Consider the following 25,432-nt stretch of genomic DNA (forward strand, 5'->3'; position numbering starts at 1 on the left):
ATATAGCATTATCCGGCGATTTATAATTTACATTAACCCTAGCAACTGCGGAACCAACAAAGAAATTTGCGGGATATAGGTAATCATCATCAACGCTACTAGCAATGCAGCATAAAATGGCAGCAATGGTTTGATTAAATGTTGAATCTTCACACCCGAGATAGAACAACCAACAAATAGCGCACTACCCACTGGCGGTGTTAATAGCCCAATACAAAGGTTAGCCACCATCATAATACCGAAATGTACCGGGTCCATTCCCAGCTCTTGTGCAATCGGCAAGAAGATCGGTGTAAAGATTAGTACAGCCGGTGTCATGTCCATGAAGATGCCGACAATTAATAAGACGATATTAATCAGCAGCAATATGATCAGTGGGTTATCTGAAATCCCCATCAACGCATCGCTGATCATATAAGGAATATCAGCATTGGTCATTGCCCAGGACATGCCCACGGAAAAACCGATCAACAGTAATACAATCGAAGTGGTAACAACCGATTCCAGAATCAGTTTGGGTAAGTCGCGCCATTTTACTTCCCGGTAAATCAGCACCGAGAGAATAAATGTGTAGACAACGGCAATTGCTGACGCTTCAGTTGCGGTAAAAATGCCGCCCAGAATGCCGCCCATCACAATGAACACCAGAAGCAAACTTGGTAGGGCATCCAGAAACGCTTTACAGGCCTGAGCAAAGGTTGCTCTTTCTGAAAGTGGGTAACCACGGCGTTTAGCAATAATGGCGCAGACAACCATTACCGCGAGACCCATTAAGATCCCTGGCAAATATCCCGCCATAAATAGCGATGCTACAGAAACACCACCAGCCGTCAGGGAAAACACGATTAACACGTTTGAGGGCGGTATCAGTAATCCAGTAATACAGGATGAGACGTTTACAGCGGTAGAAAATGCCGGATCATAACCTTCTTTGGTCTGAATGGGATTAAGTGTGCCACCAACGGCAGCAGCTGCCGCAACGGCTGAACCAGAAATGGAACCAAACATCATATTCGCCAGGACGTTCACATGACCAAGCGAACCAGGAACCCGGCCAACCATAACCTGGGCGAGGTTAATCAAACGTATCGCAATACCGCCGCTGTTCATCAGCGTTCCGGCAAAGATGAAAAAGGGGATTGCCAACAGGGCAAAGTTATCCAGTCCATTAGCCAGTCGTTGCGAAACAGTGATTGCCGCGATATCCCAGGGAAACATCAAAAGCATTGAAGCTACAGTGGCAATACCGATTGAGAACGAAATGGGCACACCAATAAAGACCAGCACAAAAAAACAGCCAAACAGTGTAAGCGCGATATAACTATCCATTAACTGGCCTCCTGCGCAGGTTGTTTCAGTTGTTGAATGCTTTGATTAATAAAACACAAGGCATAAAACATCATCACCACTCCACTTAATGGCAGAATGATATATACGTATCCCATCGGTATTTGCATAGCGGCAGATACCTGAAATGTTGCCAGTGTTTTATCAATTAATTTCAGGCCACCAGTCACAATGACCGAACCGGCAAAACCTAAAATGAGAACGTTAATGACTATACTAAGAAGTAATTGCTTGCGCTTATTCAGGGCGAGAGCAAATAAATCAATAGAGAGATGTCGCTGCGCGCCGACGGTATATGCAGCACCTAATAATCCTACCCAGATCATCAAAAAGCGTGCCAGCTCATCGGTTAATGTACTTGGCTGGTTAAGTACGTAGCGGCTAAATACTTGCCAGACTACGCATATAACAAGAGCAAGCATTACGGCAACAGAAAACGCGGCAATGACGCGGTCTACCGCAAGTTTCAGGCGGTTAAATATCATTGTAAGCATCCTGGAAAATCAGGGCCAGAGACTGGCCCGGAATATTATTGAGCAGCGTTGTCGAATTTTTCTAACAAGGCAGCTTGTTTTGGATCTTTTTTAAAGTCGTCAAACAGAGGTTGCACGGCTTTACGGAATGGTGCTTTATCCACTTTTACAATTTCACCCCCCATAGCTTTCGCCTGAGCACGTGTGTCAGCGTCAATTTTTTCCCACAATTTTTGTTGATAAGCTTCGGATTTCTTCGCCGCTGTTTCGAGGATTTGTTGCTGTTCTGGGGTTAATTTACTCCATGTTTTGGTGGAGATAACCAAAAAATCAGGAATTGAGGCGTGTTCATCTTCAGAAAAGACTTTGGCAATTTCAATATGTCGAGTCTGCACCCATGAAGGCACGTTATTTTCTGCGCCATCTACTACACCTTGCTGCATCGCAGTATAAACTTCGCCAAATGAAATTGGAGTGGGTGAACCACCCATCAGTTCAATCATTTTGATGGTGGTCGGACTTGGTTGAACACGAATTTTCAGTCCTTTAAGATCTTCTGGCTTAGTAATCGGTTTTTTCGCATAGAAACTGCGAGTACCCGCTACATAAGCTGATAAAGCAAAAAAGCCTTTATCTTTTGTTGAATCCATAATTTCTTTACCAACTTCACCAAAAACGACTTTGTTGAAGTGCGCCTGATCTTTAAATAAGAACGGCAAATTATAGATGGCATAAATATTATCAAAAGATTCCAGATCGCTGGCGGAACCTTTGGTCATATCCAGTGCGCCATTTTGCAACAACTCCATAGTTTCTCGCGCATTACCCATCTGGCTACTGGGATAAATACGGATCACCATATTACCTTTTGACAGCTGTTTTACCTCTTTCGCAAGCTCTTCAAAACTCTGATGTACAACATGACTTCTTTCCAGGTTGTGTGCTAACTTTAACGTCACTTTTTCTGCGGCGTTTACGCCAGTGCTAACCAGAGCCAGCAAGGATGCGCAGACTAATGAGCGGGTAAATGACCTCATCTTCATAAAAAAACTCCCTGTTGAAGGATGGAAATTGGTTGATATCTAATTGTGCTTATCAGTGCTTTGTGCGACAAATTGGTTAACCTGTCTGACAACTTGTCTATGTTTATCACAACTTGAAATAAAGTCAGAAATTAAATATTAAATTTGTGCGCCAGGTTGTACATGTTTATAATCATAAATGATGAGTAAATATTCACTACATTTATATAATAAATGTCGTCGATATTTATTCAGTAAGAAATATATTTTTGCCGAAGTTAATTAACGGGGGGATAAAAGAAGTGATTAATGCGCCCACAGGCGCATTAATGATTACTCAGCGAGGAATAATTCAAGAAGTGAGTTTAAGAATAATTTACCATGCTCGGTTATCTGCCAGTAATCCGCACACTCAGTGAGATAACCCTGAGCGATAGCCTCGTCTAACTGTTGGCGAATCACCTCTTCAGAAAGACCTGTGTACTGGCTAAACTCCACGCGCGGTGCGGCTTCCAGCAAACGGAAGCGATTCATAAAGAACTCGAATGGCTTATCTGCGGTTTCAACATCGCGCTGGCTTTCCAGATACCTTCCCTGCATAAAACCACGCGGATGACGCGTTTTGGTGGTACGCAGAATGCGCCCGTTCGGGAAGCTCACTTTGCCGTGTGCACCGCAGCCGATGCCGATGTAGTCACCAAATCGCCAGTAGTTAAGATTGTGCTGGCACTGATAACCCGGTTTGGCGTAAGCGGAAGTTTCATATTGCTGATAACCCGCTGCGGTTAATAACTGATGCCCCTGTTCGAAAATATCCCACAGCGCGTCGTCGTCCGGCAGTACCGGCGGTCGTGAACCAAACAGCGTATTAGGTTCGATGGTCAGTTGATACCAGGAAAGATGCGGCGGATTCAGTTCAATAGCCTGGCGCAGATCGCCAAGCGCCTCTTCCAGCGATTGATCCGGTAGCCCATGCATTAAATCAAGGTTAAAGCTACGCAGCCCCAGCTCGCTTGCCAGTTTTGCAGCACGCTTCGCTTCTTGCGGGCCATGAATACGTCCCAGCCGTTTCAGCTTTTCTTCGCTAAAACTCTGTACCCCAATAGAGATACGATTTACACCGGCACGCTGATAATCAACAAAGCGATCGGCTTCTACCGTACCGGGGTTCGCTTCCATGGTAATTTCTGCATCCGCTGCCAGCGGCAAACGCGCACGCACGCCGTCCAGCAGCGTTTGCATCGCCGAGCCGGAAAGCAGGCTCGGCGTACCACCGCCAATAAAGATTGTCTTTACTTCACGGTTCTGTGCGTAAACGACATCGTTGTCCAGATCGCTAAGCAGATGCTGAACATAATCGTCGTGCGGCACTTCCCCTTTCAACGCGTGAGAGTTGAAATCGCAGTACGGGCATTTCTGCACGCACCACGGGATGTGAATGTAAAGACTCAGCGGCGGTAATTTAACCATTACGTAAAGCGTCCAGCAGCAGTTTCAATGCCTGACCACGATGGGAAATGGCGCTCTTTTCTTCGCGGGTCAGTTCGGCAGCGGTTTTGCCTTCGGAAGGCACGAAGAAAATTGGATCATAACCAAAGCCGCCAGTACCGGAAGGTTCACGGGTAATCACGCCCGGCCAGCTGCCGTGACACACCAGCGGAGTGGGATCTTCCGCGTGACGCAGATACACCAGCACACAGTGGAAGCGAGCCTGACGTTGGTCGTCCGGTACGTCTTTCAGTGTTTCCAGCAGTTTTTGCAGATTCTTTTGATCGGTCGCGTCTTCACCGGAATAACGCGCGGAGTAAATCCCTGGCGCGCCACCCAGCGCATCTACCGCCAGACCGGAGTCGTCGGCAATCGCCGGTAAACCGGTCGCTTTTGCCGCGTGGCGCGCTTTCAGAATCGCGTTTTCGATAAAGGTCAGGCCGGTTTCTTCGGCGGAATCAACGCCAAGCTCCGTTTGAGCCACGATATCAAGACCGAAGTCGCTAAGCAGCGACGCCAGCTCACGCACTTTACCGGCATTGCCGGTTGCGAGGACAACTTTTTGCATAGGATACCTAATTAATTAACGCCGCGATTTCTGGCGGGATTTGTTGCGGATTAATGATTTTAATTTGTTTGTGGCGGCCAAGTTCGCCTTTTTCTATCACCACCTGGCTTTTGGCTACCCGGAATTGCTTACCGAGAAATTTCACCAGATGGCTGTTGGCCTGACCGTCAACCGGCGGCGCGGTAATGGCGACTTTTACCTCGTCGCCATGTAAACCGACAATAGAATCACGGCTGGCTTTTGGCTGAATATAAAGCCGCAAAACCAGACCGTCATCGTTAACTGTTACGGCACTCATAACGCCATCCACAGCCCCGGCAGCAGCATGTTTCCTGTCGCCTGTAATACTTCTGCGACACCCATATTGATGACATACAGCAGCAGAACGAGGATCATCGGCGAGAAATCAATCCCACCCATTGCCGGCAGCAGGCGGCGAATCGGGCGCAGCAGCGGATCGGCAAGCTGAATCAGCACGTATTCAATCGGGCTACGACCCTGGCTTACCCAGCTCATAATCGCCATTACCAGCAGTACCCAGAAAATCAGCAGGCCGATGGTTTTCAGCAGAATTAATAAACCAGCAATCCAGATGATTGGCAGAAAGGTCACCACTTTAAACAGCACAATGGCTTTGATGAAACTGAGAATATAGGCAACCAGCAGCGAGGCGCTGTCAATTGGCCCCATTGCCGGAATAACGCGGCGCAGTGGCCCGATAATTGGCTGTGTCACTTTCACCACAAACTGTGAGAAAGGGTTATAAAAATCACAATGAGCCCACTGCATCCAGATGCGTAATAACAGCACCATGGTATACAGCTCAATGACCGTTGAAAGCAGGAAAGTCAACGTATTCATGGCGTTCCTTTAATTCCTTATTTTTTAGAGTAATCACGCGCACCAAAGATGGCTGTGCCGATGCGAACCATTGTGCTACCTGCCGCAATGGCGGCTTCCATATCGTCCGACATCCCCAGAGAGAGCGTATCGACATGCGGGTAGCGCGTTTTCAGTCCGGCAAATGCTACAGCCATTTGGCGTGCAACTTCAAACTGCCTTACATATTCTGACTCAGGCGCAGGGATTGCCATCAGCCCGCGCAGGCGTAGACGCGGTAGTTCAGCGACCGCAGCCGCCAGTTCGTCCAGTTCTGCCAGTTGAATCCCGGACTTACTGTTTTCATCACTAATATTAATTTGAATCAGTACGTTAAGAGGGGGGAGTTCTGCTGGTCGCTGGTCGTTCAGGCGGGTAGCGATACGCAAACGGTCGATGGTATGACACCAGTCGAAATGCTCTGCCACCAGGCGGCTTTTGTTGGACTGTAGCGGACCAATAAAATGCCATTCTAATCCTGTTACGCCCAGTTCCTGAAAGTGGCGAATTTTATCTACCCCTTCCTGAACGTAGTTTTCACCAAATTGACGCTGCCCGGCGTCGATGGCTTCTGCGATGGCGCTCGCAGGTTTTGTTTTACTGACTGCAAGCAGCGTAATTTCTTCTGGAGAACGGCCGCAACGCGTTGCAGCCGCTGAGATTTTGTCCCGGACCTGTGCCAGGTTATGCGCAATATCGTTCATTTTCCGAGGATCTTAGTATGAATATGGAAGAAATTGTGGCCCTTAGTGTAAAGCATAACGTCTCGGATCTACACCTGTGCAGCGCCTGGCCCGCACGATGGCGCATTCGCGGCAGAATGGAAGCTGCACCGTTTGACGCGCCGGACGTGGAAGATCTACTGCGGGAGTGGCTGGATGACGAGCAGAGGGCGATATTGCTTGAAAATGGTCAGCTTGATTTTGCCGTATCGCTGGCGGAAAACCAGCGGTTGCGCGGCAGTGCGTTCGCGCAACGGCAAGGTATTTCTCTGGCATTACGGTTGTTACCTTCGCACCGTCCACAGCTCGAACAGCTTGGCGCACCACCGGTATTGCCGGAATTGCTTAAGAGCGAGAATGGCCTGATTCTGGTGACGGGAGCGACGGGGAGCGGCAAATCTACCACGCTGGCGGCGATGGTTGGCTATCTCAATCAACATGTCGATGCGCATATTCTGACGCTGGAAGATCCTGTTGAATATCTCTATGCCAGCCAGCGATGTTTGATCCAGCAGCGAGAAATCGGTTTGCACTGTATGACGTTCGCATCGGGATTGCGTGCTGCATTGCGGGAAGATCCCGATGTGATATTGCTCGGAGAGCTGCGTGACAGCGAGACAATACGTCTGGCGCTGACGGCGGCAGAAACCGGGCATCTGGTGCTGGCGACCTTACATACGCGCGGTGCGGCGCAGGCCGTTGAGCGGCTGGTGGATTCATTTCCGGTGCAGGAAAAAGATCCCGTGCGTAATCAACTGGCGGGGAGTTTACGGGCGGTGTTGTCACAAAAGCTGGAAGTGGATAAGCAGGAAGGGCGCGTGGCGCTGTTTGAATTATTGATTAACACGCCAGCGGTGGGGAATTTGATTCGCGAAGGGAAAACCCACCAGTTACCACACGTTATTCAAACCGGGCAACAAGTGGGGATGTTAACTTTTCAGCAGAGTTATCAGCAGCGGGTGGGGGAAGGGCGTTTGTGAGGCGAAATTGGTTGATTAGCTTCGTAAATATGCCTGATTCGCTACGCTTATCAGGCATACAAACGCAGCATCCGGCAATGAACGTCTGATGCGACGCTAACGCGTCTTATCAGACCTACAGCCGTTGCCACATGTAGGCTGGATAAGGCGTTTACGCCGCATCCGGCAAGATGACGGTAATGACAATTCGCCAGGCTTATAAATCGCCTTAATAACCCTGCTCGAAATAACTTTCGAGAATGATAACCGCAGAGGCAGAGTCGACTTTACCTTTGTTGAGTGCCCGGTAACCACCTTGTTCAAAAAGCCCGGAACGCGCTTCTACTGTGCTAAGACGCTCGTCATGGAGCTTTACTTCAACACCGAAACGACCATGAATACGGTTGGCGAATTTACGTGCCCTGGCGGTTAACGGCTGTTCGGTGCCGTCCATATTCAGCGGCAAACCGACGATGATTTCGTCCGGCTGCCACTCTTTCAGTAAACGTTCGATGAGGTTCCAGTCCGGCGTACCGTCCTGTGCTTTAATTGCAGGCAAAGGGCGAGCGGTGCCGGTAATGCGTTGGCCGACCGCTACGCCAATGCTTTTGGTGCCGAAGTCGAAGGCGAGTAAGGTTCCACTCATCAGGCGTGTCCTGCCACACCAGGCATGGTGAGAATATCCACACCAATCAGTCTTGCCGCATCGCGCCAGCGGTCGGCAATCGGCGTTTTGAACAGAATATTCAGATCTGCTGGGGCGGTTAGCCAGGCGTTGTCGAGAATCTCTTGTTCCAGCTGGCCTTTATCCCAGGAGGCGTAACCCAACGCCACCAATACGTCAGACGGTTGTTTATCGGTGCCGAGCGTTTCAAGTACATCGCGGGAGGTGGTCATCACCGTGTTGTCTGAAATGCGAATACTGGAAGCAAAATTTGATGGTGGAGTATGCAAAATAAACCCGCGATCTTCAGCTAGCGGGCCACCGAGCATAACCGGTTTGTCCAGACGGATTGATTCATCACGCGGCTCCGGCGTGATCTTCAGCTTTTCCAGAATCCCTTCAATTTTGAGATTTTCCAGTGGTTTATTAATGATAATCCCCATTGCGCCATTGGTATTATGTTCGCAAATGTAGACCACGGAACGACGGAAAATCGGATCCTGGAGAGCAGGCATGGCAATAAGAAAGTGATGCTGTAAATTCATTGTCAGAGGTTCTGTTTCCTGGTTCAAAAAAGCAACAGCGCCCAGTATGCGTGGAAAGAAGGGCGCTGTCACTCAGAGTCTCAACGAGATCCCTCTCGTTAAACTGGGTTATTGCTGCTGTAAACGTGCTTCTATGGCATCCATTAACATTCCGGTGATCGAGACCGGAAACTCTGCTTCAATCTCACGAATACAGGTTGGGCTGGTGACGTTAATTTCAGTCAGACGGTCGCCGATAATATCCAGGCCAACAAAAATCAGCCCTTTTTCTTTCAGCGTCGGCCCAACCTGGCGGGCGATTTTCCAGTCACTTTCAGTTAGCGGACGAGGTTCGCCACGACCACCGGCAGCCAGATTGCCACGGGTTTCCCCCCCCTGTGGAATACGTGCCAGACAGTACGGCACCGGCTCGCCATCGACGACCAGCACGCGCTTGTCGCCATCTTTAATGGCAGGCAGATAATTCTGCGCCATGCAGTAGCGCGTGCCGTGTTCAGTCAGGGTTTCGGCTATTACGCCGAGGTTCGGATCACCTTCTTTCACCCGGAAAATAGACGCACCGCCCATACCGTCCAGCGGCTTAAGGATGATGTCGGTGTGTTTTTCCCAGAACGCTTTTAACTGTGCTTTATTGCGCGTGACCAGCGTTTCCGGTGTTAAGTCAGAGAACCAGGCGGTAAACAGTTTTTCGTTACAGTCGCGCAGGCTCTGCGGCTTGTTAACAATCAGCGTACCTTTCTCTTCGGCACGTTCCAGAATGTAAGTGGCGTAGATAAACTCGGTATCAAACGGCGGATCTTTACGCATCAGGATCACGTCGAGATCGGCCAGTGGCAGATCTTGCTCCCCCGTAAACTCGTACCATTTATCGTAGTTTTGTTCAACGCTCAGAGTACGCGTATGAGCACGGGCTTCACCGTTAATCAAATAGAGATCGGCCATCTCCATATAGTGAAGTTCGTAACCACGACGTTGTGCTTCCAGCAACATAGCGAAACTGGAATCTTTCTTGATGTTGATGTTTGCGATGGGGTCCATCACGATGCCGAGCTTGATCATTATTCTTCTCCGTTAGCCCAAATCGCCAAATCGTACTTGTAGCGCGGTAATGGCGGTGAGCGCAGTTGTCTCTGTACGCAAAACGCGAGGTCCCAACAGGATATCAGTAAATTGATAGCGGGCAGTCATGGCAATTTCATCTGCCGATAAACCGCCTTCCGGGCCAATCAGCAGGCGGACGCGTTCAACCGGTAACGGCAACGTATTGATGCTGTTACTGGCGCGCGGGTGAAGATTCAGTTTCAGCCCTTCATCCTGCTCTGCACACCAGGCTTCCAGATCCATCGCTGGACGGATTTCCGGCACCCGGTTACGACCACACTGCTCACAGGCAGCAATTGCAATCTTCTGCCACTGCTGGAGCTTCTTGTTCAGACGTTCGCTATCCAGTTTAACGCCGCAGCGTTCAGAAAAAAGTGGCGTAATGAGGCTTACTCCAAGTTCGATCGATTTCTGGATAGTAAATTCCATTTTTTCACCGCGCGACATCACCTGACCGAGATGAATATGCAACGGGGATTCACGATCGTCGAGCTGACCTTCCAGCACTTTTACTTCGACACTTTTTTTGCTGGCGCTGGTAATTTCTGCGTCAAAGACCTGGTTGCTGCCGTCAAACAATTGCAACGCCTGTCCAGGTCCCATACGCAGCACACGTCCGATATGGTTGGCGGCATCTTCGCAAAGCGCGATGTGAGAGTTGCTGATAAGTGGTTCTGGATGATAAATGCGGGGGATACGCATGGTTAAAAATCCGCGTCGTCTCCCCACGCGGTTGTCCGCGTGGGGTAGGGGTTAACAAAAAGAATCCCGCTAGTGTAGGTTAGCTCTTTCGCGCCTGGCAAGCGCGTTGCACATACGGGTTATGATTGCCTTGCATCTTCGCAATACGTTCGTCGCGCTCGCACTCCCAGTCGGTCACCGGATACATCTTGTTCCAGGCGTTAAAAAGCTGCGTTTGTTGGCGTGAGAGTGTCAGGTTGTACTGGTCACGCATGTAGAAATAAGTTCGTGCAATGATGCCTCGCGTATGAGCGGGTGGTTCAGCCACTTTTTCTTTGAAATCCACCTTCATGGCACACTGCCCGTACTGCCCTTCGCCGCCGTTCCACTGACTATACATAAAATTGCCGCGATCGCCGTTCACTTCGCCTATTGCGGGCTGAAGGTTATGCATATCGCTTTCCATTTTGCGATAAACCGGATCTTTGGCGCAGTTTTTACGTCCACCGTCTTGCCAGCACTGACGCTGGTGACCGAACTGCCAGGCAGGAACCACATGTTCCCACTCTACGCGGCTGGCGCGGTTTTCATTTTTGCGCACCTGGTATCCGCACGACTCCAGATCCACGATGCCTTTTTTACCCTGCCAGTTGATTTTACATCCGCAGTAAAATGTTCCCGGCACATCAGCGTAGACTTTTACCGCTGCTGTTTTCGCCTGGGAAAAACTATTGATGCTTTCGGCCAATGCAGGGCCGGAAAATGCTGCGCTCAGTACCACCGCAGCCACAGACAAATTACGGTACATCACTTACTCCGTGTTAAAACGAGCGAGCAACGTAGCGAAAGTTGTTTTGGTATGCAATCAGCCAGATCAGTAAAATTCCTGATAGTTCTACTGGTTATTGGGCAACCAGTTGTTCACCGCAGTGAACGCAGCGATAGACGGCCTCTCCACGCACCACGCGGTTATGGCGGCGCACGGTAAGCTGATGCTCCTGGCATTTACAGCGGTAAGGGAAGGTGTTGCGGCGCACGGATTGTAGCTCAAACTGATGCGTGCGGCGGGCGGGAACGCCCAGCACGCTTTCCATCATCCACTTCCACTCTTTACCATGCGGCGCCACGCGACCGAAGTGTTTCCAGACCAACAGATGCGCCAGTTCGTGCGGCACCACTTCTTCTATAAAAGCCTCGCTGTTTTCCATCAGCAGCACCGGATTGAGGCGAATTTCATAGCTGTCCAGCCATGCTGTTCCGGCGGATGTACCACGCTGGGTGTACGAAATTTTTGGCTCCGGGTAATTACGCCCCAGCTTCAGGTTGGCCTGGGCGAGTTTTTCCCGCAGGCGACGCATAACGGCCTGTTGGATGGCGATAGGGAGACGGGAAGTTTTCATAGCGGCTGAGGATAAAGCGAAGAAAAGATGACTGCAAGAGGCGGCTTCCTCCGCGACGGGAGGAAGCCTGAGGAGATTAATCGTGAGCGCCGATTTCGCGCAGTTTACGACCTTTCATCAGATTACGTTCAATATGTTCCAGCGAAACGTGTTTGGTTTCCGGCACCAGCCACAGCGTCAGCAGGATAAACAGCACGTTCAGAGCCGCATACACCCAGAAGGTGTTGGCGTTGCCCAGCGTGTTGAGCATGGTCAGGAACGTTGCGCCGACGATCATGTTGGCAATCCAGTTGGTGGCGGTGGAGCAGGTGATGCCAAAATCGCGGCCTTTCAGCGGCTGAATTTCGGAGCACAGTACCCAAATCAGCGGACCGGCGCTCATCGCAAAACCGACAATAAACATCAGCAACATGGCGATAGCGAAATACTGCGCCGACGGTGAGTGAATACCGATATGCATCATTGTGCCGAGTACGCCCATGCCCGCAGCCATGACGAGGAAACCCAGCGTCAGCGTTGGTTTACGTCCCCAGCGGTCAACAAGGCCGATAGCGATAAAGGTGGCGAGTACGTTGGTCAGGCCGACAATCACTGTCCCCCACATTTGCTCTGTGGTGTTAGTATAACCCGCCAGTTCGAATATTTTCGGCGCGTAATACATGATGACGTTCATGCCGGTGAACTGCTGCATCACCTGCAACAGTACGCCAAGGAACACCGCGCGGCGGAAGTTACTGTTCTCTTTAAACAGCGCCCAGCCACTCTGTTTAACCTGCAAACTTTCACGGATTTCATCCAGTTCGCGTTTCGCTTCCGCGCTGGTATCGCGCAAGCGCAGCAGCACGCGTTCGGCATCAACAAAGCGACGTTTGGCGGCAAACCAACGTGGGCTGTCTGGCAGGAAGAAGACACCAATCAGCAGCAGAATTGCCGGGATGATAATCACACCCAACATCCAGCGCCATGCGCCGGTGTAGCTGAAGGCGGTATCAGAAAGATAAGCACCGAGGATGCCGATGGTAATCATCAGCTGATACATCGAAATCATACTGCCGCGAATTTTTTCCGGTGCAATTTCAGAGAGGTAAAGCGGCGCGGTATAAGAGGCAACACCCACCGCCAGCCCCAGCAGAACGCGGGAAAGAATCAGCACTTCAACGTTCGGCGCAGCCGCAGAAAACAGCGAACCGGCAACAAACAGGATTGCGCCGATCATCAGGCTCTTTTTGCGCCCGAGTTTAAAAGAGAGCCAGCCACTGCCTACCGCACCGACTGCCGCACCAAACATCATGGAGCTTACGACCCATTCTTGCGTGTGCGAGGTTATCTGGAATTCATCTGCAATAAACGGCAATGCGCCAGCAATTACACCGATATCCAGGCCAAAGAGTAATCCCGCCAGAGCGGCAAGGAAGCAGACAAAAAACGTCATTGCCTTGTTTGACCGCCCCTGTTTTTTAGCGTCAGGCATGATGCCCTCCAATATGTTATTTTTTATTGTGAATTAAGATAGGTGAGTACGACGTAAAAAGATGTGAGGCAAATCACATCAGTGTAATCGCTTACACTAACATTTATAGTGATTATAATTTAAGTACATGAAAATAATTGAGTTATATCATCATAGATTAAACGCAGTTATCTGCAATTAAGACTTTACTGAAAAGAAATGTAACAGCTGTGAAAACTGAATAATATGGTGAAAATAGTATAAATATTTTGTTGGTGTGGTGGGTGTAATCGGTTTCAGTAGTGGTGATAATTTGCGGGTAAACGTGTTCAGCAACGGAATGTTGCTATCGTGTAGGCGGCTTTTTGCCGGATGCGGCGTGAACGGCTTATCCAGTCTACATGTAGCGATGGTTGCAGGCCTGATAAGCGTAGCGCATCAGGCATTTCTCTAGAAAAGAAAAGGCCAGCGCGAGGCTGGCCTTTGAAAGCAGGGATAAAAGATTATTTCAGACCGGCTGCATCGCGCAGCAGTTGCGCTTTGTCGGTTTTTTCCCATGGGAAATGTTCGCGACCAAAGTGACCGTATGCTGCGGTTTCTTTGTAGATCGGGTGCAGCAGATCCAGCATCTGAATCAGACCGTATGGACGCAGGTCGAAGAACTCACGTACCAGCAGGGTCAGCTGTTCAGAAGGTACTTTCTCAGTACCGAAAGTTTCGACCATGATGGAGGTCGGTTCTGCCACGCCGATCGCGTAGGAAACCTGAATTTCACAACGGTCGGCCAGACCTGCAGCAACGATGTTTTTCGCTACATAACGTGCCGCGTAGGCTGCGGAGCGGTCCACTTTTGATGGATCTTTACCAGAGAACGCACCGCCACCGTGGCGAGCCATGCCGCCGTAGGTATCAACGATGATTTTACGACCAGTCAGACCGCAGTCACCCATCGGGCCGCCGATAACAAAACGTCCGGTCGGGTTGATGAAGAATTTGGTTGCGGAAGTCAGCCATTCAGCGGGCAGAATCGGCTTGATGATCTCTTCCATCACCGCTTCTTGCAGGGATTTCTGGTCGATCTCTTCAGAATGCTGGGTGGAAAGCACTACAGCATCAATGCCGACGATTTTGCCGTCGTCATACTGGAAAGTCACCTGGCTTTTCGCGTCCGGGCGCAGCCACGGCAGAGTGCCGTTTTTACGCACTTCAGCCTGACGCTGTACCAAACGGTGTGCATAGGTGATTGGTGCTGGCATCAGCACGTCGGTTTCATTGGTTGCGTAACCAAACATCAGACCCTGGTCACCCGCGCCCTGTTCCAGCGGATCGGCACGGTCAACGCCCTGGTTGATGTCAGGAGATTGTTTGCCGATGGCGCTCAGAACCGCACAGGAGTTAGCGTCAAAGCCCATGTCGGAATGCACATAGCCAATTTCACGAACGGTGTTACGGGTGATCTCTTCGATGTCTACCCAGGCGCTGGTGGTGATTTCACCGCCAACTAAGACCATGCCGGTTTTTACGTAGGTTTCGCAAGCAACGCGTGCTTTCGGATCCTGTTCGAGGATCGCATCTAAAACAGCATCAGAGATTTGGTCAGCAATTTTATCAGGATGCCCTTCAGAGACGGACTCGGACGTAAAAAGGTGTTTTGCCATATTTAATATCACCAAAAGAGAATTTAGTTAGCTCAAACTGTTGTGTGGATTTTCTGTGGTAGCGGATCCTACCACGACTCTGCAGATTAAAAACACTGGCAGTCTGAGTGTTAATCAGTATGGATGGATTAACATCTGGACGGCTATTTTAGGTCACTTCTTCACCCAATTTCCACTTTTTTTTGAATCGTGTCTCATTCTGCTAAAAACGTAGCTGGAAATTTTTCCTGACAATGCTGGCGTTCTGCGCATTTATCTTTTGCAATTTTCTGCCATTGTGGGGTATAAAACGCGGCGCGCGGCTTAAATAAAAAGCACACGACGTTTCTTTCGTGTTGCCACTTCCAGCCGGGTTGAAATCAGTGTTTTAGCTTGTTGGTTCGTCTTCGCAGGCGGCCGTGGAGGTGATACGAAATAATGAATCGTTGTCTGCTGCTTAATCTGTCGCACCGTTCTGGTGTAGATTCGTTCCCCGCATTCTGCATCTCTGCATTGCATACCTGCCGATGTTATACCCATCTCGGCGCTTCTCAGGATTCAAGAGCTGGCAACAGTTACTGAAGACTGAACAAGGGCGCTCTTGTAAAAAACAAGAGTTTTCTCGTGGTTTCGCCGAACTGTCACACTTACGTTCGGTTATGTGTTTAATAATGTTATGAAAAAGAAACCGGTTGCGCAGTCGGAGCGTCAGCATACGCTGCTGGAAAATCCGTGTGCTTATGGGTTGTTATCGCAGTTTCAGGCTGCGATAGTGGTTAACTGTTTTACACTTAATAAAATAATTTGAGGTTCGCTATGTCTGACGACATGTCTATGAGTTTGCCTTCGTCAGCGGGCGAACACGGTGTACTACGCTCCATGCAGGAGGTTGCAATGAGCTCCCAGGAAGCCAGCAAGATGCTGCGTACTTACAATATTGCCTGGTGGGGCAATAACTACTATGACGTTAACGAGCTGGGTCACATCAGCGTGTGCCCGGACCCGGACGTCCCGGAAGCTCGCGTCGATCTCGCGCAGTTGGTGAAAACCCGCGAAGCGCAAGGGCAGCGCCTGCCAGCACTGTTCTGCTTCCCGCAGATCCTCCAGCACCGTTTGCGTTCCATTAATGCTGCGTTTAAACGTGCGCGGGAATCCTACGGTTATAACGGTGACTACTTCCTCGTTTATCCGATTAAAGTTAACCAGCATCGTCGCGTGATTGAATCCCTGATTCATTCAGGTGAACCGTTGGGACTGGAAGCAGGTTCAAAAGCCGAGTTGATGGCGGTGCTGGCTCATGCAGGCATGACCCGTAGCGTTATCGTCTGTAACGGTTATAAAGACCGCGAATATATCCGCCTGGCGCTGATTGGCGAGAAAATGGGCCATAAGGTCTATCTGGTTATTGAGAAAATGTCAGAAATCGCCATTGTGCTGGATGAAGCTGAACGCCTGAACGTTGTTCCGCGTCTGGGTGTGCGCGCGCGTCTGGCCTCACAAGGTTCTGGCAAATGGCAGTCTTCCGGCGGGGAAAAATCGAAGTTCGGTCTGGCGGCAACCCAGGTACTGCAACTGGTTGAAACGCTGCGTGAAGCCGGACGTCTCGACAGCCTGCAACTGCTGCACTTCCACCTCGGTTCGCAGATGGCGAATATTCGCGATATCGCTACCGGCGTTCGGGAATCTGCACGCTTCTATGTTGAGCTACACAAGCTCGGCGTCAATATTCAGTGCTTTGACGTCGGCGGTGGCCTGGGCGTGGATTATGAAGGCACTCGTTCACAGTCCGATTGTTCGGTGAACTATGGCCTCAATGAATACGCCAACAACATCATCTGGGCGATTGGCGATGCCTGTGAAGAAAATGGCCTGCCGCATCCGACGGTAATCACCGAATCGGGTCGTGCGGTGACTGCGCACCATACCGTGCTGGTGTCTAATATCATCGGCGTGGAACGTAACGAATACACGGTGCCGACCGCGCCCGCAGAAGATGCGCCGCGCGCACTGCAAAGCATGTGGGAAACCTGGCAGGAGATGCACGAACCGGGAACTCGCCGTTCTCTGCGTGAATGGTTACACGACAGCCAGATGGATCTGCACGATATTCATATCGGCTACTCTTCCGGCACCTTTAGCCTGCAAGAACGCGCATGGGCTGAGCAGCTTTATTTGAGCATGTGCCATGAAGTGCAGAAGCAACTGGATCCGCAAAATCGCGCTCATCGTCCGATTATCGATGAATTGCAGGAACGTATGGCGGACAAAATGTACGTCAACTTCTCGCTGTTCCAGTCGATGCCGGATGCGTGGGGGATCGACCAGTTGTTCCCGGTTCTGCCACTGGAAGGGCTGGATCAAGTGCCGGAACGCCGTGCCGTATTGCTGGATATCACCTGTGACTCTGACGGTGCTATCGACCACTATATCGATGGTGACGGTATTGCCACGACAATGCCTATGCCGGAGTACGATCCAGAGAATCCGCCGATGCTCGGTTTCTTTATGGTCGGTGCCTATCAGGAGATCCTCGGCAACATGCACAACCTGTTTGGTGATACCGAAGCGGTAGATGTGTTTGTCTTCCCTGACGGTAGCGTAGAAGTGGAGCTGTCTGATGAAGGCGATACCGTTGCGGACATGTTGCAATATGTACAGCTCGATCCGAAAACGCTGTTAACCCAGTTCCGTGATCAAGTGAAGAAAACCGATCTTGATGCTGAGCTGCAACAACAGTTCCTTGAAGAGTTCGAGGCAGGGTTGTACGGTTATACCTATCTTGAAGATGAATAATTAAGATTATTCCGCTGGTGGGTCGATTTAAATGATTAAATCGACCCATTTTTTTTATATATTCTTAAAAATAATTTGGCTGCTTTTCTTATTAAATAATCACCCTACAATCACTGCATTAATTAAATGCAGAGGGAACGGTTATGAAAAAATGGAAAGTACGTAGCGCGTTGGTGGCATTAATCGTGTTGTTGGCTGGTTGCTCAAGTAATGCGCAGTATAATAGCAGTGCATCGGGCAATGTCGGCACCGCCTGGGGTGGGGATGTGCATTCAACGGTTCAGGGCGTATCTGCTGAACGCGCCTGGCGCGATCCGGCAGAGATGATCGTTATTAATTATTCGACAAATATTCCTTCCGGCTACGACCGTGTTTATAGCATTCGCATTAACGAACTGGAATATGCTATTCGTGATGCAAATTTTAATTCTCTACCTATTACGCGAGTTTATGATTCATCAAATAATGAACCGCGATATATTGTTCATGCCAGAGTCGGGATGAATTATCAATTATATGTCCGTAACTACAGCCGGAACACTAACTACGAGATCGTTGCTACGGTTGATGGCCTGGATGTTCTGAATGGTAAACAAGGTTCGTTGAATAACAATGGCTATATTGTGAATGCCGGTGATTCGTTAGCGATTAAAGGATTCCGCAAAGATAAACATACCGAAGCGGCTTTTCAGTTCGCCAATGTTGCAGATTCCTACGCCGCCAATTCGGCGCAAGGCGATGTGCGTAATACCGGGGTGATCGGCTTTGCCGCCTTTGAATTGCAAGGCCCGGCGAAAAACGCGCTGCAGCCGTGCTCTGGACAAGCCTTTCCGGCTGACAACAATGGCTATGCGCCGCCACCGTGTCGTAAATAGCAACCTCGCTTGATGCCTCGCCCATTTAAGGCGATAATTAGCGCAAACTTGTGTTTCGCAAATCCAACCCTTCCTCGTCGGGCCTAACGACGCGGAAGGGTTTTTTTATATCGACTTTGTAAGAGGAGTCCATCCATGAGCACCTTAGGGCATCAATACGATAACTCACTGGTTTCCAACGCCTTTGGTTTTTTACGCCTGCCGATGAACTTCCAGCCGTATGACAGCGATGCTGACTGGGTCATTACCGGCGTACCGTTCGATATGGCCACTTCTGGTCGTGCGGGTGGTCGTCACGGTCCGGCGGCTATCCGTCAGGTATCAACTAACCTGGCCTGGGAACACAACCGTTTCCCGTGGAATTTCGACATGCGCGAGCGCCTGAACGTCGTGGACTGCGGCGATCTGGTATATGCCTTCGGCGATGCCCGTGAGATGAGCGAGAAATTGCAGGCGCACGCCGAGAAACTGCTGGCTGCCGGTAAGCGTATGCTCTCCTTCGGTGGTGACCACTTTGTTACGCTGCCGCTGCTGCGCGCCCATGCAAAGCATTTCGGCAAAATGGCGCTGGTGCACTTTGACGCCCACACCGATACCTATGCGAACGGTTGTGAATTTGACCACGGCACGATGTTCTATACCGCGCCAAAAGAAGGTCTGATTGACCCGAATCATTCCGTGCAGATTGGTATTCGTACCGAGTTTGATAAAGACAACGGCTTTACCGTGCTGGACGCCTGCCAGGTGAACGATCGCAGCGTGGATGATGTTATCGCCCAGGTGAAACAGATTGTGGGTGATATGCCGGTTTATCTGACTTTTGATATCGACTGTCTTGATCCGGCATTCGCGCCAGGAACCGGTACGCCAGTGATTGGCGGCCTGACCTCCGATCGCGCCATTAAACTGGTACGCGGCCTGAAAGATCTCAACATTGTTGGGATGGACGTTGTGGAAGTGGCTCCGGCATACGATCAGTCGGAAATCACCGCTCTGGCAGCAGCGACGCTGGCGCTGGAGATGCTGTATATTCAGGCGGCGAAAAAGGGCGAGTAAGCGCCGGATAAGATGCGCACGGTGTAACAAATGTGCCATTAATGTCGGATGCGGCGTGAACGCCTTATCTGACCTACGTTCGGTACTACCGGACCTTACTTAATCCCATCCGCGCTCATACGATCGCGAATATGCTGGGCGCGTTCGGCGGATGCCGGATGGTCGTCAAACATTGAGCTTTGGCGACCTTCTTCCAGTTTCGCCAGTTTTTCAAAGCTGGTGGCGAGACCTGCCGGGCTGATGCCGCGTTGGCGCAACAAATCGTAGGAATAATCATCCGCTTCCGCTTCCTGGCGTTGAGAGAATTGCGAATTGACTAGCTTTTCGCCCAGGTCACCAAGTTGTGATTGCGATAAACTGCCGACAATCCCGCCCGCAGAGGCCGCAGCTACTCGCACGGCGTTTGTACCAAGTGCCACCTGCATCCCTTTCTTCACATGGCCTAACGCCACGTGCCCCATTTCGTGACCGATCACCGCTTCAACTTCGTTATCCGTCATCATATCCATCAGCCCGCTATAGACGCGGATACAGCCGTTGGCCATTGCAAAGGCGTTTACATCTTTCGCCATATACACTTTGTAATTCACCGGCTGACCGTTGATATTGTTGCCTAGCGCGTTGGCTATGGTGGTCAGACGCTTAGCATATTCACTATTGGCTGGCGCAATCGTCGCCTTGCTGTCCATCTCCTGACATGCCTGATCGCTCAGGGCTTTCACCTGGGCGTCACTCAAACTGTAAGCCTGAAAAGCTTCCGCTCCTGATGAGAGCAGTCCACTGGAGTCCATATTCTGGCAACCGGTCAGTACCGTTGCCACGCTCATTGCTACCAATAAGGCGCGAATTTTCATGTTTTCTCTTCCGCACAAGGTCAGGATTATTCTAAAAATGCGCCGTTTGCAGGTGAATCGACGCTCAGTCTCAGTATAAGGAAAAGCGCAGCGGACGGGCGAGCAGATTGCGCAACATGCGAGCATGATCCAGAGATTTCTGAAGCGGCAAAAGGATGTTCCATGTACATGACGCGCGGCTTGCGGTAAATTGTTGGCAAATTTTCCGGCGTAGCCCAAAACGCGCTGTCGTCAAGTCGTTAAGGGCGTGCCCTTCATCATCCGATCTGGAGTCAAAATGTCCTCACGTAAAGAGCTTGCCAATGCTATTCGTGCGCTGAGCATGGACGCAGTACAGAAAGCCAAATCCGGTCACCCGGGCGCCCCGATGGGTATGGCTGACATTGCCGAAGTCCTGTGGCGTGATTTCCTGAAACACAACCCGCAGAATCCGTCCTGGGCTGACCGTGACCGCTTTGTGCTGTCCAACGGCCACGGCTCCATGCTGATTTACAGCCTGCTGCACCTCACCGGTTACGATCTGCCGATGGAAGAACTGAAAAACTTCCGTCAGCTGCACTCCAAAACTCCGGGCCACCCGGAAGTGGGCTACACCGCAGGTGTAGAAACCACCACTGGTCCGCTGGGGCAGGGTATTGCGAACGCAGTCGGTATGGCGATTGCAGAAAAAACGCTGGCGGCGCAGTTTAACCGTCCGGGTCACGACATTGTCGACCACTACACCTACGCCTTCATGGGCGATGGCTGCATGATGGAAGGCATTTCCCACGAAGTTTGCTCTCTGGCGGGCACGCTGAAGCTGGGCAAACTGATTGCGTTCTACGATGACAACGGGATTTCTATCGATGGTCACGTTGAAGGTTGGTTCACCGACGATACCGCAATGCGTTTCGAAGCCTACGGCTGGCACGTTATTCGTGATATCGACGGTCATGACGCGGCATCTATCAAACGCGCAGTAGAAGAAGCGCGTGCAGTGACTGACAAACCGTCCCTGCTGATGTGTAAAACCATCATCGGTTTCGGTTCGCCGAACAAAGCTGGTACGCACGATTCCCATGGTGCGCCGCTGGGCGACGCTGAAATCGCGTTGACCCGCGAACAGCTGGGCTGGAAATATGCACCGTTCGAAATCCCGTCTGAAATCTATGCTCAGTGGGATGCGAAAGAAGCAGGCCAGGCGAAAGAATCCGCATGGAACGAGAAATTCGCTGCTTATGCGAAAGCTTATCCGCAGGAAGCCGCTGAATTTACCCGTCGTATGAAAGGCGAAATGCCGTCTGACTTCGACGCGAAAGCGAAAGAGTTTATCGCGAAGTTGCAGGCTAATCCGGCGAAAATCGCCAGCCGTAAAGCGTCTCAGAATGCCATCGAAGCGTTCGGTCCGCTGTTGCCGGAATTCCTCGGCGGCTCCGCTGACCTGGCTCCGTCTAACCTGACCCTGTGGTCTGGTTCTAAAGCAATCAACGAAGATGCTGCCGGTAACTACATCCACTACGGTGTTCGCGAGTTCGGTATGACCGCGATTGCTAACGGTATCTCCCTGCATGGCGGCTTCCTGCCGTACACCTCCACCTTCCTGATGTTCGTAGAATACGCACGTAATGCGGTACGTATGGCTGCGCTGATGAAACAGCGTCAGGTGATGGTTTACACCCACGACTCCATCGGTCTGGGCGAAGATGGCCCAACTCACCAGCCGGTTGAGCAGGTTGCTTCTCTGCGCGTGACCCCGAACATGTCTACATGGCGTCCGTGTGACCAGGTTGAATCCGCTGTAGCGTGGAAATACGGCGTTGAGCGTCAGGACGGCCCGACCGCCCTGATCCTCTCCCGTCAGAACCTGGCGCAGCAGGAACGTACTGAAGAGCAGCTGGCAAACATCGCGCGCGGTGGTTATGTGCTGAAAGACTGTGCCGGTCAGCCGGAACTGATCTTTATTGCTACTGGTTCTGAAGTTGAGCTGGCTGTTGCCGCTTACGAAAAACTGACTGCCGAAGGCGTGAAAGCGCGCGTGGTTTCCATGCCGTCTACCGACGCATTCGACAAGCAGGACGCTGCTTACCGTGAGTCTGTACTGCCGAAAGCGGTTACTGCACGCGTTGCAGTAGAAGCGGGTATTGCTGACTACTGGTACAAGTATGTTGGTCTGAACGGTGCTATCGTCGGCATGACCACCTTCGGTGAATCTGCACCGGCAGAGCAACTGTTTGAAGAGTTCGGCTTCACCGTTGAAAACGTGGTAGCGAAAGCAAAAGAACTGCTGTAATCGGTAAGATGCTTTGTGAGAAGGGTCGCGAAAGCAGCCCTTCATATTGTTGGCAAAGTGCGTGTTGTTCATACCGGATGCGGCGTGAACGCCTTATTCGGCCTACAAAATCATGCAAATTCAATAAATTGCAGGGACTGTGTAGGCCTGATAAGCGTAGCGCATCAGGCAGTTTAGCCTTTGCCATCAGTCTCAAGAGCCGCAAACGCGGCTCTTTTTACTTGGTCGAGATAAACGGAACGGTACTGCCGGGGTTCATGGTATCGGGTAATTTGCCATCCCAACGCTCAGCAGTGGTAAGGGCACAAGACCGGGATTGTCCCGCAGAGCTTCACCCCGCAGGCGAATAGTTTCGGCTTCAGCCGCACTTCTTACGCAATAGTCTCCGCTTTCATTCGATCTTCAATCGACTTCTCATAAGCGTCAGAAATTGAGCAAAGCAAGGAATATGCCCCCCTGATGTGAGAATAACAGTCAACCTCGAACAATTAAGAATCTATAAAGAAGGGGCTGTAAGATTTAATTTTATCTGTTTTCGGACTTTCAAGCTATAAATGGTGAACATGATCACAAACACAACAATCATAAATTTGTCTTATTTGCAATCCAACTCACAAACAGAAAGTTGACTTTATAATTGTTAATCGCAACTTATTGTTATTTATGGTTTGTTTACTTTTCCTCTTCTGGTGGTTCGCCTTTTTAGCCCAATTGCTTTCAATTTTTTGCGCGCGTATTTTATTTTCACCGACAGTCGGTACTCTAAAAATAGGGATAATTTATGCGGCTTATTGATTATTTTCCAGAATCATCAATCTCAGTGATACATGCAGCTAAAGACTGGCAGGAGGCTATTGATTTTTCGATGGCATCATTATTAACAAAAAATTATATCAACGAGAATTACATTCAGGCTATTAAAGATTCCACCATTAACAACGGATCTTATTATATTCTCGCAGCAGGCGTAGCAATGCCTCATGCGCGACCAGAATGTGGGGCGCTCAAAACCGGAATGTCTTTGACGTTACTTAAACAAGGTGTTTATTTCCCTGGGAATGACGAACCGATTAAATTACTCATCGGGCTTTCTGCTGCCGATGCCGATTCGCACATTGGCGCTATTCAGGCGTTAAGTGAATTACTGTGCGAAGAAGAAATACTTGAACAACTCTTAACAGCATCATCAGAAAAACAATTAGCGGACATTATCAGCCGCGAATAATAACTCTCTCCTCTACAGGATAATATTATGGAAAACAAGTCTGCTCGTGCAAAGGTTCAGGCTTTTGGGGGCTTTTTGACCGCTATGGTCATTCCCAATATCGGTGCTTTTATTGCCTGGGGTTTTATTACTGCATTATTTATTCCTACCGGCTGGCTGCCTAACGAACATTTCGCCAAAATTGTCGGCCCAATGATTACCTATTTATTACCGGTGATGATTGGTTCTACCGGTGGTCACCTGGTCGGCGGTAAACGCGGTGCGGTGATGGGGGGAATAGGGACGATTGGTGTAATTGTGGGTGCTGAAATCCCCATGTTCCTGGGTTCGATGATTATGGGACCGCTTGGCGGTCTGATGATTAAATATATCGATAAGGCACTGGAAAAACGCATCCCCGCTGGTTTTGAGATGGTTATCAATAACTTCTCATTAGGTATCGCCGGGATGGCTCTCTGCCTGCTAGGTTTTGAAGTTATCGGTCCAGCGGTGTTAATTGCCAATACTTTCGTCAAAGAGTGTATTGAGGCGCTGGTACATGCGGGATATCTGCCTCTGCTGTCTGTTATCAATGAACCTGCGAAAGTGCTTTTCCTCAATAACGCGATAGATCAGGGCGTCTATTACCCGTTGGGGATGCAACAGGCTTCGGTTAACGGCAAATCCATCTTCTTTATGGTGGCGTCGAATCCGGGGCCAGGGTTGGGGTTGCTGCTGGCGTTTACCTTGTTTGGTAAAGGTATGAGTAAACGTTCTGCGCCCGGGGCGATGATTATTCACTTTCTTGGCGGCATCCACGAACTGTATTTCCCGTATGTGCTGATGAAGCCGCTGACCATTATCGCCATGATTGCGGGCGGTATGTCTGGAACCTGGATGTTTAATTTGCTGGACGGTGGTCTGGTGGCAGGCCCAAGTCCGGGGTCTATCTTTGCCTACCTGGCACTGACGCCGAAAGGTTCGTTCCTAGCGACAATCGCCGGTGTTACGCTCGGTACTCTGGTGTCCTTTGCCATCACTTCCCTGATACTGAAGATGGAAAAAACGGTGGAAACGGAGAGCGAAGATGAGTTTGCTCAGTCAGCCAATGCGGTTAAAGCGATGAAACAAGAAGGTGCATTCTCGTTATGCCGGGTTAAGCGTATTGCCTTTGTTTGCGATGCGGGGATGGGCTCCAGCGCGATGGGCGCAACCACCTTCCGTAAGCGCCTGGAAAAAGCGGGGCTGGCAATAGAAGTAAAACATTACGCGATAGAAAACGTGCCTGCGGATGCCGATATTGTGGTCACACACGCCAGTCTGGAAGGACGCGTGAAACGTGTGACGGATAAACCGCTGATATTGATTAATAACTATATTGGTGATCCAAAGCTCGACACGTTATTTAATCAATTAACCGCCGAACATAAACACTGATTACAGAG

The 25,432-nt window shown here is 50.3% G+C and carries 26 protein-coding genes and 2 pseudogenes; 10 read left to right on the forward strand and 18 right to left on the reverse strand.

Annotated features, from left to right (window positions below):
- Nucleotides 1-27 precede the first annotated feature (27 nt).
- From A7Z29_RS04565 to yggS, 8 genes are all read right to left on the reverse strand, one after another.
- Nucleotides 28-1,329: a TRAP transporter large permease gene (locus tag A7Z29_RS04565; protein WP_105280224.1), complete on the reverse strand. Its 1,302-nt coding sequence runs from the start codon at nt 1,327-1,329 to the stop codon at nt 28-30.
- Complete coding sequence (locus tag A7Z29_RS04570; RefSeq protein ID WP_123058399.1) at nt 1,329-1,832, reverse strand: TRAP transporter small permease; 504 nt, start codon at nt 1,830-1,832, stop codon at nt 1,329-1,331. Before A7Z29_RS04570 ends, A7Z29_RS04565 begins: the two co-directional genes overlap by 1 nt.
- Nucleotides 1,833-1,876: 44 nt before the next feature.
- Nucleotides 1,877-2,863, reverse strand: coding sequence for a TRAP transporter substrate-binding protein (locus A7Z29_RS04575; RefSeq protein ID WP_105280226.1), 987 nt, complete (start codon nt 2,861-2,863; stop codon nt 1,877-1,879).
- A 312-nt stretch (nt 2,864-3,175) separates the two neighbouring features.
- Nucleotides 3,176-4,312, reverse strand: coding sequence for a radical SAM family heme chaperone HemW (gene hemW, locus A7Z29_RS04580; RefSeq protein ID WP_032226196.1), 1,137 nt, complete (start codon nt 4,310-4,312; stop codon nt 3,176-3,178).
- On the reverse strand, nt 4,305-4,898 hold the full coding sequence (locus A7Z29_RS04585) for an XTP/dITP diphosphatase (RefSeq protein WP_001174758.1): 594 nt from the start codon (nt 4,896-4,898) through the stop codon (nt 4,305-4,307). Before A7Z29_RS04585 ends, hemW begins: the two co-directional genes overlap by 8 nt.
- Nucleotides 4,899-4,905: 7 nt before the next feature.
- Nucleotides 4,906-5,196, reverse strand: coding sequence for a DUF167 family protein YggU (yggU, locus tag A7Z29_RS04590; protein WP_001277222.1), 291 nt, complete (start codon nt 5,194-5,196; stop codon nt 4,906-4,908).
- The gene (yggT, locus tag A7Z29_RS04595; protein WP_001094831.1) at nt 5,193-5,759 is read right to left on the reverse strand and encodes an osmotic shock tolerance protein YggT; all 567 of its coding nucleotides are present in this window, start codon (nt 5,757-5,759) and stop codon (nt 5,193-5,195) included. The genes yggU and yggT overlap by 4 nt, the downstream gene beginning before the upstream one ends.
- A 17-nt stretch (nt 5,760-5,776) precedes the next feature.
- Nucleotides 5,777-6,481: a pyridoxal phosphate homeostasis protein gene (gene yggS, locus A7Z29_RS04600; RefSeq protein ID WP_010347747.1), complete on the reverse strand. Its 705-nt coding sequence runs from the start codon at nt 6,479-6,481 to the stop codon at nt 5,777-5,779.
- A 17-nt stretch (nt 6,482-6,498) separates the two neighbouring features.
- Between yggS and A7Z29_RS04605 the strand changes: the two genes are divergently transcribed.
- Complete coding sequence (locus tag A7Z29_RS04605) at nt 6,499-7,479, forward strand: PilT/PilU family type 4a pilus ATPase (RefSeq protein ID WP_105289858.1); 981 nt, start codon at nt 6,499-6,501, stop codon at nt 7,477-7,479.
- 208 nt (nt 7,480-7,687) lie between these two features.
- On the opposite strand, the gene ruvX is transcribed toward A7Z29_RS04605, so the two are convergent.
- From ruvX to metK, 8 genes are all read right to left on the reverse strand, one after another.
- On the reverse strand, nt 7,688-8,104 hold the full coding sequence (gene ruvX / locus A7Z29_RS04610; protein WP_000017111.1) for a Holliday junction resolvase RuvX: 417 nt from the start codon (nt 8,102-8,104) through the stop codon (nt 7,688-7,690).
- The gene (locus A7Z29_RS04615) at nt 8,104-8,667 is read right to left on the reverse strand and encodes a YqgE/AlgH family protein (protein ID WP_010347742.1); all 564 of its coding nucleotides are present in this window, start codon (nt 8,665-8,667) and stop codon (nt 8,104-8,106) included. Before A7Z29_RS04615 ends, ruvX begins: the two co-directional genes overlap by 1 nt.
- Before the next feature lie 108 nt (nt 8,668-8,775).
- Complete coding sequence (gshB, locus tag A7Z29_RS04620; protein ID WP_000593254.1) at nt 8,776-9,726, reverse strand: glutathione synthase; 951 nt, start codon at nt 9,724-9,726, stop codon at nt 8,776-8,778.
- Nucleotides 9,727-9,738: 12 nt separating this feature from the next.
- Entirely contained in the window at nt 9,739-10,470 is a 732-nt protein-coding gene (gene rsmE / locus A7Z29_RS04625; protein ID WP_010350368.1) for a 16S rRNA (uracil(1498)-N(3))-methyltransferase, read from the reverse strand.
- 79 nt (nt 10,471-10,549) lie between these two features.
- Nucleotides 10,550-11,257, reverse strand: coding sequence for a deoxyribonuclease I (endA, locus tag A7Z29_RS04630; protein ID WP_000286196.1), 708 nt, complete (start codon nt 11,255-11,257; stop codon nt 10,550-10,552).
- Between the two features lie 94 nt (nt 11,258-11,351).
- Complete coding sequence (locus tag A7Z29_RS04635) at nt 11,352-11,849, reverse strand: SprT family zinc-dependent metalloprotease (protein WP_000858393.1); 498 nt, start codon at nt 11,847-11,849, stop codon at nt 11,352-11,354.
- A gap of 76 nt (nt 11,850-11,925) precedes the next feature.
- Nucleotides 11,926-13,320 (reverse strand): galactose/proton symporter, encoded by a 1,395-nt coding sequence (galP, locus tag A7Z29_RS04640; RefSeq protein WP_001112301.1) that lies wholly within the window; start codon nt 13,318-13,320, stop codon nt 11,926-11,928.
- Between the two features lie 482 nt (nt 13,321-13,802).
- Nucleotides 13,803-14,957 carry a methionine adenosyltransferase gene (metK, locus tag A7Z29_RS04645; RefSeq protein WP_001062128.1) on the reverse strand — a complete coding sequence of 385 codons (1,155 nt, stop codon included), beginning with the start codon at nt 14,955-14,957 and terminating at the stop codon, nt 13,803-13,805.
- A 55-nt stretch (nt 14,958-15,012) separates the two neighbouring features.
- On the opposite strand from metK, the pseudogene A7Z29_RS23615 reads away from it, so the two are divergent.
- From A7Z29_RS23615 to speB, 6 genes and pseudogenes are all read left to right on the forward strand, one after another.
- A pseudogene (locus tag A7Z29_RS23615) lies at nt 15,013-15,264 on the forward strand (hypothetical protein).
- Between the two features lie 110 nt (nt 15,265-15,374).
- The gene (locus A7Z29_RS23620; protein ID WP_272941840.1) at nt 15,375-15,518 is read left to right on the forward strand and encodes a hypothetical protein; all 144 of its coding nucleotides are present in this window, start codon (nt 15,375-15,377) and stop codon (nt 15,516-15,518) included.
- Nucleotides 15,519-15,612: 94 nt separating this feature from the next.
- Entirely contained in the window at nt 15,613-15,744 is a 132-nt protein-coding gene (gene yqgB / locus A7Z29_RS04660) for an acid stress response protein YqgB (RefSeq protein WP_001338822.1), read from the forward strand.
- Nucleotides 15,745-15,752: 8 nt separating this feature from the next.
- Nucleotides 15,753-17,729 carry a biosynthetic arginine decarboxylase gene (gene speA, locus A7Z29_RS04665; protein WP_010347927.1) on the forward strand — a complete coding sequence of 659 codons (1,977 nt, stop codon included), beginning with the start codon at nt 15,753-15,755 and terminating at the stop codon, nt 17,727-17,729.
- 143 nt (nt 17,730-17,872) lie between these two features.
- A complete protein-coding gene (locus A7Z29_RS04670; RefSeq protein WP_105289859.1) occupies nt 17,873-18,604 on the forward strand; it encodes a hypothetical protein in 732 nt (243 codons plus the stop codon).
- Between the two features lie 135 nt (nt 18,605-18,739).
- A complete protein-coding gene (gene speB / locus A7Z29_RS04675) occupies nt 18,740-19,660 on the forward strand; it encodes an agmatinase (RefSeq protein WP_000105566.1) in 921 nt (306 codons plus the stop codon).
- A 95-nt stretch (nt 19,661-19,755) separates the two neighbouring features.
- Here the strand turns inward: speB and loiP are convergent, their stop codons facing one another.
- Entirely contained in the window at nt 19,756-20,514 is a 759-nt protein-coding gene (gene loiP / locus A7Z29_RS04680) for a metalloprotease LoiP (RefSeq protein WP_010347931.1), read from the reverse strand.
- Between the two features lie 277 nt (nt 20,515-20,791).
- Here loiP and tkt point away from each other — a divergent pair, with 277 nt between their 5' ends.
- A complete protein-coding gene (tkt, locus tag A7Z29_RS04685; protein ID WP_000098618.1) occupies nt 20,792-22,783 on the forward strand; it encodes a transketolase in 1,992 nt (663 codons plus the stop codon).
- A gap of 217 nt (nt 22,784-23,000) precedes the next feature.
- Here the strand turns inward: tkt and A7Z29_RS23460 are convergent.
- Nucleotides 23,001-23,158: pseudogene (locus tag A7Z29_RS23460) on the reverse strand (prohibitin family protein); the annotation flags it as partial.
- A 406-nt stretch (nt 23,159-23,564) separates the two neighbouring features.
- Here A7Z29_RS23460 and cmtB point away from each other — a divergent pair.
- On the forward strand, nt 23,565-24,008 hold the full coding sequence (gene cmtB, locus A7Z29_RS04695) for a PTS mannitol transporter subunit IIA (RefSeq protein WP_001236693.1): 444 nt from the start codon (nt 23,565-23,567) through the stop codon (nt 24,006-24,008).
- Between the two features lie 27 nt (nt 24,009-24,035).
- A complete protein-coding gene (gene cmtA, locus A7Z29_RS04700; RefSeq protein ID WP_000428775.1) occupies nt 24,036-25,424 on the forward strand; it encodes a PTS mannitol transporter subunit IICB in 1,389 nt (462 codons plus the stop codon).
- Nucleotides 25,425-25,432: the final 8 nt, after the last annotated feature.

The sequence above is a fragment of the Escherichia sp. MOD1-EC6842 genome, from assembly GCF_002965705.1.
GTDB lineage: Bacteria > Pseudomonadota > Gammaproteobacteria > Enterobacterales > Enterobacteriaceae > Escherichia > Escherichia ruysiae.

Coding starts and splice junctions, on each gene's coding strand:
- A7Z29_RS04605 (WP_105289858.1), top strand. CDS start 6,499: ATGAATATGGAAGAAATTGTGGCCCTTAGTGTAAAGCATAACGTCTCG.
- loiP (WP_010347931.1), bottom strand. CDS start 20,514: ATGAAAATTCGCGCCTTATTGGTAGCAATGAGCGTGGCAACGGTACTG.
- rsmE (WP_010350368.1), bottom strand. CDS start 10,470: ATGCGTATCCCCCGCATTTATCATCCAGAACCACTTATCAGCAACTCT.
- yggU (WP_001277222.1), bottom strand. CDS start 5,196: ATGAGTGCCGTAACAGTTAACGATGACGGTCTGGTTTTGCGGCTTTAT.
- A7Z29_RS04615 (WP_010347742.1), bottom strand. CDS start 8,667: ATGAATTTACAGCATCACTTTCTTATTGCCATGCCTGCTCTCCAGGAT.
- cmtB (WP_001236693.1), top strand. CDS start 23,565: ATGCGGCTTATTGATTATTTTCCAGAATCATCAATCTCAGTGATACAT.
- endA (WP_000286196.1), bottom strand. CDS start 11,257: ATGTACCGTAATTTGTCTGTGGCTGCGGTGGTACTGAGCGCAGCATTT.
- A7Z29_RS04635 (WP_000858393.1), bottom strand. CDS start 11,849: ATGAAAACTTCCCGTCTCCCTATCGCCATCCAACAGGCCGTTATGCGT.
- speA (WP_010347927.1), top strand. CDS start 15,753: ATGTCTGACGACATGTCTATGAGTTTGCCTTCGTCAGCGGGCGAACAC.
- ruvX (WP_000017111.1), bottom strand. CDS start 8,104: ATGAGTGGAACCTTACTCGCCTTCGACTTCGGCACCAAAAGCATTGGC.
- yqgB (WP_001338822.1), top strand. CDS start 15,613: ATGAAAAAGAAACCGGTTGCGCAGTCGGAGCGTCAGCATACGCTGCTG.
- metK (WP_001062128.1), bottom strand. CDS start 14,957: ATGGCAAAACACCTTTTTACGTCCGAGTCCGTCTCTGAAGGGCATCCT.
- speB (WP_000105566.1), top strand. CDS start 18,740: ATGAGCACCTTAGGGCATCAATACGATAACTCACTGGTTTCCAACGCC.
- A7Z29_RS23620 (WP_272941840.1), top strand. CDS start 15,375: ATGAATCGTTGTCTGCTGCTTAATCTGTCGCACCGTTCTGGTGTAGAT.
- tkt (WP_000098618.1), top strand. CDS start 20,792: ATGTCCTCACGTAAAGAGCTTGCCAATGCTATTCGTGCGCTGAGCATG.
- A7Z29_RS04670 (WP_105289859.1), top strand. CDS start 17,873: ATGAAAAAATGGAAAGTACGTAGCGCGTTGGTGGCATTAATCGTGTTG.
- A7Z29_RS04565 (WP_105280224.1), bottom strand. CDS start 1,329: ATGGATAGTTATATCGCGCTTACACTGTTTGGCTGTTTTTTTGTGCTG.
- gshB (WP_000593254.1), bottom strand. CDS start 9,726: ATGATCAAGCTCGGCATCGTGATGGACCCCATCGCAAACATCAACATC.
- yggT (WP_001094831.1), bottom strand. CDS start 5,759: ATGAATACGTTGACTTTCCTGCTTTCAACGGTCATTGAGCTGTATACC.
- yggS (WP_010347747.1), bottom strand. CDS start 6,481: ATGAACGATATTGCGCATAACCTGGCACAGGTCCGGGACAAAATCTCA.
- A7Z29_RS04575 (WP_105280226.1), bottom strand. CDS start 2,863: ATGAAGATGAGGTCATTTACCCGCTCATTAGTCTGCGCATCCTTGCTG.
- galP (WP_001112301.1), bottom strand. CDS start 13,320: ATGCCTGACGCTAAAAAACAGGGGCGGTCAAACAAGGCAATGACGTTT.
- A7Z29_RS04585 (WP_001174758.1), bottom strand. CDS start 4,898: ATGCAAAAAGTTGTCCTCGCAACCGGCAATGCCGGTAAAGTGCGTGAG.
- A7Z29_RS04570 (WP_123058399.1), bottom strand. CDS start 1,832: ATGATATTTAACCGCCTGAAACTTGCGGTAGACCGCGTCATTGCCGCG.
- cmtA (WP_000428775.1), top strand. CDS start 24,036: ATGGAAAACAAGTCTGCTCGTGCAAAGGTTCAGGCTTTTGGGGGCTTT.
- hemW (WP_032226196.1), bottom strand. CDS start 4,312: ATGGTTAAATTACCGCCGCTGAGTCTTTACATTCACATCCCGTGGTGC.